Origin of the sequence: Kitasatospora sp. MY 5-36 (assembly GCF_001182915.1) — a bacterium.
Lineage (GTDB): Bacteria > Actinomycetota > Actinomycetes > Streptomycetales > Streptomycetaceae > Kitasatospora.
Window position 1 is genome coordinate 1 of sequence record NZ_LFVW01000300.1, and the last position, 9,153, is coordinate 9,153.

Sequence of the window (9,153 nt, forward strand, 5' to 3'; positions counted from 1 at the left end):
CGATTTCGCGGGAGGCCGCTCGTGCGGTTAGACTCGTGAAACTGCTCGGCGAGGGATGCCGTGCGCCTGCTTGCCGGGTGCCCGCTCCGTGATCGACGCGCTGCCGGTGCCGGACTCCCGTCCACCGGCAGGCCGTTGCCGCCGAGTGACCCCCGAACGTACTGAGGGTGTGGTCCCGGCGGTTTTCGCATTGCCTGCACCCCCGCGCCATTTCCACGAGGAGTGCAGTCGTGTCCGAGATCCGTATTGCCGCTGAGACCCGTTCCGAGTTCGGCAAGGGTGCCGCCCGTCGCGCCCGCCGCGCCGGCTTCGTCCCCGGTGTCGTCTACGGCCACGGCCACGCCCCGGTTCACCTGAACCTGCCCGGCCACGACCTGATGATGGCCCTGAAGACCCCGAACGCCCTGCTGGTCGTCCCGATCGAGGGCAAGGACGAGTACGTCCTGCCGAAGGCCGTCCAGCGCGAGGCCATCAAGCGCACCATCGAGCACGTCGACCTGCTGCTGGTCAAGCGCGGCGAGAAGGTCACCGTCGAGATCCCGGTCCACACCGAGGGCGAGCTGGCCGCCGGCGGCAACCTGCTGGAGCACGTCCTGAACGCGCTCCCGATCGAGGCCGAGGCCACCCACCTGCCCGAGTCGGTCACCGTCTCGGTCGAGGGCCTGGAGGCCGGCGCGGCCATCCACGCCAAGGACATCGTCCTGCCGGCCGGCGTCACCCTGGCCGTCGACGCCGACGCCGTCGTGCTGCAGGTCATCGGCGCCCAGGCCGCCCCGGCCGAGGACGAGGCCGCCGAGGCCGAGGGCACCGAGGCCTGAGCCTCGCCCCGTTAGTCGGACCGCTGCCCCGGTCGCTCCCGTCGGAGCGCCCGGGGCAGCGGCGTGTCCGGGATGATGACGACGAGCGCGAAGGAGAGGAAGGACGGCATGGCGGACGAGTACGAGGGCCCGTGGCTGGTGGTCGGGCTGGGCAACCCCGGGGAGCAGTACGCCCGGAACCGGCACAACATCGGCTTCATGGTGGTGGACCTGCTGGCGCAGCGGATGGGTGCCAGGTTCAAGGCGCACAAGAGCCGGGCGCAGGTGGCCGAGGGACGGCTGGCGGGCAGGCGGGGGGTGCTGGCCAAGCCGATGTCCTTCATGAACCTCTCCGGCGGGCCGGTGACGGCGCTGCGCGACTTCTACAAGGCGCCGGCCTCGGCGCTGGTCGCCGTCCACGACGAGCTGGACATCGACTACGCGACGCTGCGGCTGAAGCTGGGCGGCGGCGACAACGGCCACAACGGGCTGAAGTCGATCACCAAGTCGCTGGGCCCGGACTACCACCGGGTGCGCTGCGGGATCGGCCGCCCGCCGGGCCGGATGGAGGTCGCGGACTTCGTGCTGAAGGACTTCTCCGCGACCGAGCGCAAGGAGCTGGAGTGGTTCGTGGACCGCTCGGCGGACGCGGTGGAGGCGCTGCTGTCCGAGGGGCTGGAGCGGGCCCAGGGGACGTACAACTCCTGAGCCTCCTGACCATCCGTCAGGACCCTGTGCGGGGTACGCAACGGTCGTACAACGCTTGGCCCGTCAAACCTGAATCGGTGTGAGAAACCTGTGCGGGATCGGATAGCGTCGGCCTGGTACGCGAACGAGTCCTGGGGAGTTCTCGATGCGGGAATTGCGTCCGGACCGCCGAGTGCGGTGGAGCCGGGGGGTCGAGCTGAGGCGGCTCGGCCGGCGGGTCGGTACGGCCGGTGCACTGGGGGTGGCCGGCGTCCTGCTGTCGGGCGGTGCGGTGGCGCACGCGGAGCCGGTCGCCGAGTCGGACCCGGCGGTCTCCCCGGAGCCGGCGGCGGCGCAGTTCGGCCCGGTGCTCGGTGACTCGATGGGCCCCGACGCGGGGCTGCTGGCGGTCGGTGGCGGCCTGGTGGTCGCGGCCGGCGGCGCGGCGCTGTGGCTGAAGCGCAAGCGCGCGGGCGAGACCGCGGAGTAGGAACCTCACGGCCGAGGGCCGGTGTCCCCGACGGGACACCGGCCCTCGGCCGTTCTCGGGCCGGCCGTCAGCCGGTGTTGCGCAGGCCGGCGGCGATGCCGTTGACGGTCAGCAGCAGCGCGCGGGCGCGCAGCGGGTCGTCCTGGCGCCCGGCCGAGAGCTCCTCGCGCTGGCGGCGCAGCAGCGCGACCTGGAGGTAGGAGATCGGGTCGAGGTAGGCGTCGCGGACGGCGAAGGTCTGCTTCAACACCGGGTTGTGCTCCAGCAGTTCGCTCTCGCCGGTGAGCCGGAGCACCTCGCGCAGGGTGAGCGCGTGCTCGGCCTTGATCTCGTCGAAGACGTGGTGCAGCTCGCCGGGCACCAGCTGCTCGACGTAGTGGCGGGCGATCCGCAGGTCGGTCTTGGCCAGCGTCATGGCGACGTTGGACAGGAAGTTGCGGAAGAAGTGCCACTCGCCGTACATCTCGTCCAGCACGTCGCCGAGGCCGGCCGCGCGGGCGGCGGCGAGGCCGGATCCGACGCCGTACCAGCCGGGGACGATCTGCCGGGACTGGGTCCAGCCGAACACCCACGGGATGGCCCGCAGGCCGTCCAGGCCGGCGCCGGAGTCGGGGCGGCGGGACGGGCGGGAGCCCAGGTGCAGCGAGGCGAGCTGGTCGACCGGGGTGGAGGCGAAGAAGTACTTCGGCAGGTCCTCCTGCTCGACCAGGCCGCGGTAGGCGGTGTGGGCGGCCTCGGAGACCTGGTCCATCGCGGCGTCCCAGCGGGCCAGCGACTCGGGGGCCTGGCGCGGGGCGGTGTGCAGCGCGGAGGCGGAGAGCGTGGCGGAGAGGGTCAGCTCCAGGTTCTCCCGGGCCAGCGAGGGGAGCAGGTACTTGTCGGAGATGACCTCGCCCTGCTCGGTGACCTTGATCTCGCCCTCCAGGGTGCCCCAGGGCTGGGCCAGGATGGCCTCGTGCGAGGGGCCGCCGCCGCGGCCGACGGTGCCGCCGCGGCCGTGGAACAGGCGCAGCCGGATGCCGTAGCGGTGGGCGACGTCGCGCAGCCGGCGCTGGGCGCGGTGGATCTCCCACTGGGAGGTGGTGATGCCGCCGAACTTGGAGGAGTCGGAGTAGCCGAGCATGACCTCCTGGACGTCGCCGCGCAGCGAGACGAGCAGGCGGTAGGACGGGTCGGAGAGCATCTCGTCGAGGATGCGGTCGGCCTGCTGGAGCTCGTCGGTGGTCTCCAGCAGCGGCACGATGCCGATCTTGGCGATGCCGGCGTGCAGGTCGATCAGGCCGGCCTCGCGGGCCAGCACGGTGGCGGCGAAGACGTCGTCGGCGCCCTGGCACATCGAGATGATGTAGCTCTCGACGATCTCGTCGCCGAAGCGCTCGAAGCCCTGGCGGACGGTGTTGAAGACGCCGAGGGTCTTGGTGCCGGCCTCGTCCAGCGGGGCCGGGGTGGGGGCGAGCGGGCGGCGCGAGCGGAGCTCCTTGGCGAGCAGCTTCTGCCGGTACTCGCGGGGCATGTCGGCGTAGCGCCAGGCCTCCTCGCCGAGCCGGTCGAAGAGCTGGCCGAGGGCGTGGTGGTGGGCCTCGGCGTGCTCGCGCACGTCCATGGTGGCGAGCTGGAGGCCGAAGGCCTCGACGGTGCGGATGGCGCGGGCGAGGCGGCCGTCGGCGATGAGCTCGCCGCGGTGGGAGCGCAGCGAGTCCTGGATCAGCCGCAGGTCGGCGATCAGCTCGCGGGTGCCGAGGTAGTCGCGGCCCTCGACGTGCGGGGTGCCGCCGGCCAGCCGCTCGCGGGTGTTCTCCAGCTTGAGCCGGATGCAGGTGGCCTTGAGGCGGTAGGGCTCCTCGGCGTTCATCCGCTTGTAGCGCGGGCTGAGTTCGGGGAGCAGGTGCAGGTCGGTGTTGAGCGAGGCGAGCAGCTCGACCGAGGCGCCGGCCAGCCGCTCGGAGGTGGAGAGGGTGTTGCGCAGGTCGTCGATCGCGGCGAGCGCGTCCTTGATGCCGTACTCGTGCTGGAGGTTGAGGACGTCCCAGGTGACCTGCGGGGTGACGTTGGGGTTGCCGTCGCGGTCGCCGCCGATCCAGGTGCCGAAGGTGAGCGGGCGCACGCCGTCGGGCAGGCTCAGGCCGACCCGGGCGAGCTCCTCGTGCAGCTCCTCCAGGACCTCGGGGACGGCCTCGCGGTAGAGCTCGTCCAGGTAGTAGACGGCGTTGCGGGCCTCGTCGGTGGGCTCGGGGCGGGCGATGCGCAGCTCGTCGGTCTGCCAGAGCAGGTCGATGACCTCGGCCAGGCGGCGGTCGGCGGAGCGCTTGGCGCTGCTGGTGCGGGCCTGGTCGGCGGCGGCCAGGCCGGAGGTGACCTCGTCGCGGTGGATGCGGTCGAGGAGTTCGCCGATCCGGCGCAGCTTGTTGAGGACGCTGCGGCGGGCGGCCTCGGTGGGGTGCGCGGTGAAGACCGGGCGCACGGCGAGGTGGGCCAGGGTGTCCTGGAGGTGCTTGGCGTCGGCCTCGGCGAGCAGGTCGGCGGTCTGCGCGAGCAGCGAGCCCTCGCGGGCGCGGCGGGTGGCGAACTCGCGGCCGCGGTGCACCTGCTCGGTGACGTTGGCGAGGTGGAAGTAGGTGGAGAACGCCCGGACCAGCTTCGCGGCGGTGTCCAGGTCGATGTCGGAGAGGAGTTCGGCGGTGGCCTCGCCGTCGGTGCGGCTCAGCAGGCGGACCTGTTCGACCAGGCCCAGCAGCTGGGGGCCCTCCTGGCGGACCAGCGTCTCGCCGAGCAGGTCGCCGAGGCGGCGGATGTCCGCACGCAGGGCGGCGTTGTCGGGATCGGCGACGACGGGCGTGGGGCTGTCCGCCGGGGTGGGGACCGGAGCGGTCACGGCTGTCTCCCTGTGGTGGTGGGGTTCGGCAACGGCTCATCGTCACAGGTCCACACGCGTGTGGCGGGTGTGACGCGTGCGGACCGCGCTGTCCGACGCGACCAGCATAGGTGTCGGGGAGGGTGCTGTCCGCGACGTGGCCGGATGGCGGACAGGGCTGCCGAAAACCACCTGTGGTCTGGACCACTTGACGGCCTAGGGGGGTGTACGGGGAGATCCCGGTGGGGAGGGGAGGGGGTTGCCGCTTACGCTGTGGGGCATGAGCAACTCGCCTGGGGAGCGCGTGCCGGTCCGGTCGTTCTTGTGGTGGAAGCGGCCGCGCAGCGCTTTCCTGGACATCGGGCTGGCGTTGCTCGCCGCCGTCGAGTGCGCGGCCAGCACGATCGCCTTCCTCTCCGCCCGGATCCACGTCAGCACCGCGGGAGCGGTCGGGATAGCCGTGCTCGGCACGCTGGCCGGCGGCTCCCTGGTGGTGCGCCGGCGCTGGCCGGCCGTCCCGGTGCTGGTGACGCTGCTGGTGATGCCGGGAATGCTGGGCGTGGTGCTGCTGGTGGTGGCGCTGTACACGCTGGCGTCGACCTGGGAGTGGCCCTCGCGGCGCCGCCGGGTGGTCGCGCTGTCCGCGCTGGCCTTCGCCGAGGCGGCCGCCGTGATGGCGGTGTCGCTGATGACGCCCGGGGACGGGCCGGTGGACCCGCCGCCGCTGTGGGGTCAGATCCTGCTGTCGCTGCTGGTGGCGGTCGGGCTGACGGTCGCCCCGGTGCTGACCGGACTGTACGTCGGCGCGCGGCGGCGGCTGATCGAGTCGCTCAAGGACCGCGCGCACGGCCTGGAGACCGAACTGGACCTGCTGGCCGAGCAGGCGCAGGAGCGCGCCCGCCGGGCCCGGCTGGAGGAGCGCACCCGGATCGCCCGGGAGATGCACGACGTGGTGGCGCACCGGGTGTCGCTGATGGTGGTGCACGCCGGGGCGTTGGAGCGGATCGTCGGCAAGGACCCGGAGAAGGCGGCGCAGAGCGCCAAGCTGATGGGCGAGGTCGGCCGGCAGGCGCTGAACGAACTGCGCGAGATCCTCGGGGTGCTGCGGATGGACGACGAGCGGCAGCCGGAGCCGGACTCGCTGGCCGGGCTGCCGCGGCTGGTGGACCAGTCCCGGGTGGCCGGGATGGCGGTGACCCTGACGGTCAGCGGCAGCCGGCAGGAGTTCACCGGCGAGGCCGAGCAGACCGCCTACCGGGTCGTCCAGGAGGGCCTGACCAACGCGCACAAGCACGCGGGCGGCGCCCAGGTGTCCGTCCTGCTCTCGTACGCGCCGAACGGGGTGCGGGTGGCCGTGGTGAACGCCTGCCCGGGCGGGGAGCGGGGCGCGGCGAAGCTGCCCAGCGGGGGCAACGGGCTGGTCGGGATGCGGGAACGGGTGATCGCGCTGGGCGGCACCTTCTCCTCCGGGCCGGAGGCGGACGGCGGGTTCCGGATCGAGGCGGTGCTGCCGTCCCGGCTGGCGGTGCGGGCCGAGCGGCTGCGCTGAGCCGGGCCCGGCGCTCCCGGTGCTCCTCCTCCGTACGCCTCGGTGCCCGTCAGTACTCGTCAGTACTCGTCCGGGGTCCGCAGCCGCTCCGGGGCCGTGCCCAGGACCAGGGCGGAGACCGCCTGGTCGATGCCGTGCCCGAGGAACCACTCGCCGGTGTGGTCCAGGCTGTAGACCCGGCCCTCCTCGTCGACGGCCAGCAGCGCCTGCCCGTACGCCTCCTCGCCGAGCGGGGCCAGCCGGGTGCCCAGCGCCCGGCCGAGGTCGAGCAGGGTGCGCGGCTGGTGCAGGCCGCACAGCGGGTCGATCAGGAACGGCGTGCGGGCCAGCTGGCGGCCCGGGCCGGACAGGTCGAAGGCGAGGCCGCCGAACTCGGCCCAGGCCTCCACCGCCGCCGGGAACACCGCGTGCGTCACGCCGGTGGGCGCGCCGTACCCGACCAGGGCGTCGGCCCACTCCTCGGCCTGCCGGATCTGCCAGCGGCCGGGGTGCCAGCCGGCCGCCTTGAGCTCGGCGGCGACGTCGGCGGGGAAGCGCGGGCGGGTCCGGGCGCCGGCGGGGGAGAGGGTGGCCGGTGCGGGCGGGATGGGCGGGTTCAGGGCGGGCTCCAGGGCTGGGGGACGGGGGACGTGCCGGTGGCTCGGCCGGCCGGTGCGCGGGCGGTCAGTGCGCGGGCGGCCCGACGGCGACGCTGCGCACGGTGAAGTGCTCCAGCATCGGAGCGCAGGAGCGGCAGGGCGGGGCGTGGCTGCCGTGCGCCGGATCCCCCTCCTCGCGGATGCGGACGGTCGTCATCCGGGAGCCCTTGAGCGCCTTGCGGGCCTCGTGCAGCGTCATCGGCTTGCGGGCGGCGCGCTTGGAGCGCCGGCCGTCGACCGCGGCCAGGTGCTGGGAGAGCAGGACGGCCTCCGGGCAGCGGCCGGTGAACCGTTCGCGGGCCTCCGTCGGCAGGGCGTCCAGGAAATCGGCGACCAGGTGGTGCAGCACCGGGCGGCGCGGATCCTTGTCGCCCGCCAGGGTGTGCACCTCGCCGCCCTTGAGCGACAGCGCGGCGGCGACGGCGGGCAGCAGGCTGTCGCGGTGGTGGCGCAGCACGGGCGGGCCCGCCGGCTCACCGGTGGTCATCCGTCGTCCTCCTCCTGGTAACCCGGTGTCGGCCGGAGTGACCGGGCCCGTCCGGGGCAAGCCTGTTCAGGGGCAAGCCTGTCAAACGGCACTGACAACCGCGCAACCGGGGTGCGGCGGCGGCCGGTGGCGCCACGGACCGGCCCGGCGGTCACCCGATGCTGGCCGAACGCGCACGCGTCCGTCACGACTTGTCCGCCGATTTACCGAAACGGCCCCGGAGGCCGGTACGCGGCCGGTACCGTTCCGGCAGCGAGCCGAAGGGGGACGCGGCCGACCGCGCGGAGCAACCGCCGGGCGGGCCCGACTCCCGTGCCCGCGCCGGACGTTGAGGCCACCGGGGAGGGCCTGCCGCCCACCCCGGCGCTGAGCGAAGGGGCCCGTGCGATGACGTCGGAACCGCAGGACGACCACTGGCCGGCCGCCAACCAGGCACCCGGCGGCCACGTACCCGCACCGGACGAGCCGCCCCGGCCGGTGCCCGAGCGCCCCGTCGGGCTGGCCGTGGTCGGGGCCGGCTACTGGGGCCCGAAGCTGGTCCGCAACGCGCAGCAGACCCGGGCGCTGCGGCTGCACTGGCTGTGCGACCTGGACGAGGCCAAGGCCCGCGCGGTGCTGGGGGAGTACAGCACCGTCGGGGCGACCGCCAGCTACCGGCGGGTGCTGGCGGACGAACGGGTCGGCGCGGTCGCGGTGGCCACACCGGCGGGCGCCCACTACGCGCTGGTGCGGGCGGCGCTGGAGGCCGGCAAGCACGTCCTGGTGGAGAAGCCGATCACCACCTCCGCCGCCGAGGCCGAGGAACTGGTCGACCTGGCCGAGCGGCGCGGGCTGGTGCTGATGTGCGACCACACCTTCTGCTACACCCCCGCGGTGCGGCGGATCCGCGAGCTGGTGCACGGCGGGGAGATCGGGGACGTCCAGTTCTTCGACTCGGTGCGGATCAACCTCGGCCTGGTGCAGCCGGACGTCGACGTGCTGTGGGACCTCGCCCCGCACGACCTGTCGATCCTGGACTTCGTGCTGCCGCCCGGGGTCGAACCGGTCGGGGTGTCCGCCCAGGGCGCCGACCCGATCGGGGCCGGCCGCGCCTGCGTCGCGTACCTGACGGTCCGGCTCAGCAACGGCGCGCTCGCGCACTGCCACGTCAACTGGCTCTCCCCGACCAAGGTCCGCACCACCCTGATCGGCGGCTCGCGGCGCACCCTGGTCTGGGACGACCTCAACCCGCAGGCCCGGCTGGCGGTGCACGACCGGGGCGTCGACCTCACCCCGCCCGACCAGCTCACCGACGAGATCCGGCACCGGGCGCTGATCTCCTACCGGGTCGGCGAGATGGTCGCGCCGGCGCTGGTCGAGCAGGAGGCGCTGCGCAACGTGATGGCCGAGTTCGCCGCCGCCATCACCGAGGGCCGGGCCCCGCTCACCGACGGCCGGGCCGGGGTGCGGGTGCTGCAGCTGCTGGAGGCGGCCTCGCTCAGCCTCGAACTCGGCGGGGTCACCGTGCCGGTGGGCGCGGCGGTCCGGGCGGGGGCGGAGGCGCGGTGAGCGGGGTGGTGCACGGTTCGGGGAGCGGTGCGGCGGGGGCGGGGGTGGGCGTTCCGGCCCAGGGCGGCGGTGCGGCGGGGGAGGGCGTCCCGCTGGTCGATCTGGC

8 protein-coding genes are annotated in these 9,153 nt (G+C 73.9%); 5 read left to right on the plus strand and 3 right to left on the minus strand.

Features of this window, described 5'->3' with window-relative positions:
- The first annotated feature begins 230 nt into the window (after positions 1-230).
- The 3 genes from AE652_RS20485 (at position 231) to AE652_RS20495 (ending at position 1,974) form a co-directional block, all read left to right on the plus strand.
- A complete protein-coding gene (locus AE652_RS20485; protein WP_049653621.1) occupies positions 231-818 on the plus strand; it encodes a 50S ribosomal protein L25/general stress protein Ctc in 588 nt (195 codons plus the stop codon).
- A gap of 108 nt (positions 819-926) precedes the next feature.
- A complete protein-coding gene (gene pth / locus AE652_RS20490; protein ID WP_049653623.1) occupies positions 927-1,505 on the plus strand; it encodes an aminoacyl-tRNA hydrolase in 579 nt (192 codons plus the stop codon).
- Positions 1,506-1,650: 145 nt separating this feature from the next.
- Positions 1,651-1,974 (plus strand): hypothetical protein, encoded by a 324-nt coding sequence (locus AE652_RS20495; protein ID WP_143204483.1) that lies wholly within the window; start codon positions 1,651-1,653, stop codon positions 1,972-1,974.
- Positions 1,975-2,041: 67 nt separating this feature from the next.
- Here AE652_RS20495 and ppc read toward each other — a convergent pair whose 3' ends face one another.
- Positions 2,042-4,846, minus strand: a complete 2,805-nt coding sequence (gene ppc, locus AE652_RS20500; RefSeq protein ID WP_049653627.1) for a phosphoenolpyruvate carboxylase — start codon at positions 4,844-4,846, stop codon at positions 2,042-2,044.
- Positions 4,847-5,105: 259 nt separating this feature from the next.
- On the opposite strand from ppc, the gene AE652_RS20505 reads away from it, so the two are divergent.
- Positions 5,106-6,374, plus strand: coding sequence for a sensor histidine kinase (locus AE652_RS20505; RefSeq protein WP_049653628.1), 1,269 nt, complete (start codon positions 5,106-5,108; stop codon positions 6,372-6,374).
- Between the two features lie 59 nt (positions 6,375-6,433).
- Here the strand turns inward: AE652_RS20505 and AE652_RS20510 are convergent, their stop codons facing one another.
- Both AE652_RS20510 and AE652_RS20515 read right to left on the minus strand, forming a co-directional pair.
- Positions 6,434-6,961 carry an SUKH-3 domain-containing protein gene (locus AE652_RS20510; RefSeq protein ID WP_049653631.1) on the minus strand — a complete coding sequence of 176 codons (528 nt, stop codon included), beginning with the start codon at positions 6,959-6,961 and terminating at the stop codon, positions 6,434-6,436.
- A gap of 76 nt (positions 6,962-7,037) precedes the next feature.
- Entirely contained in the window at positions 7,038-7,499 is a 462-nt protein-coding gene (locus tag AE652_RS20515; protein WP_049653632.1) for a YwqJ-related putative deaminase, read from the minus strand.
- 387 nt (positions 7,500-7,886) lie between these two features.
- On the opposite strand from AE652_RS20515, the gene AE652_RS20520 reads away from it, so the two are divergent.
- Complete coding sequence (locus AE652_RS20520; protein ID WP_082345855.1) at positions 7,887-9,047, plus strand: Gfo/Idh/MocA family protein; 1,161 nt, start codon at positions 7,887-7,889, stop codon at positions 9,045-9,047.
- The last annotated feature ends 106 nt before the right edge of the window (positions 9,048-9,153 follow it).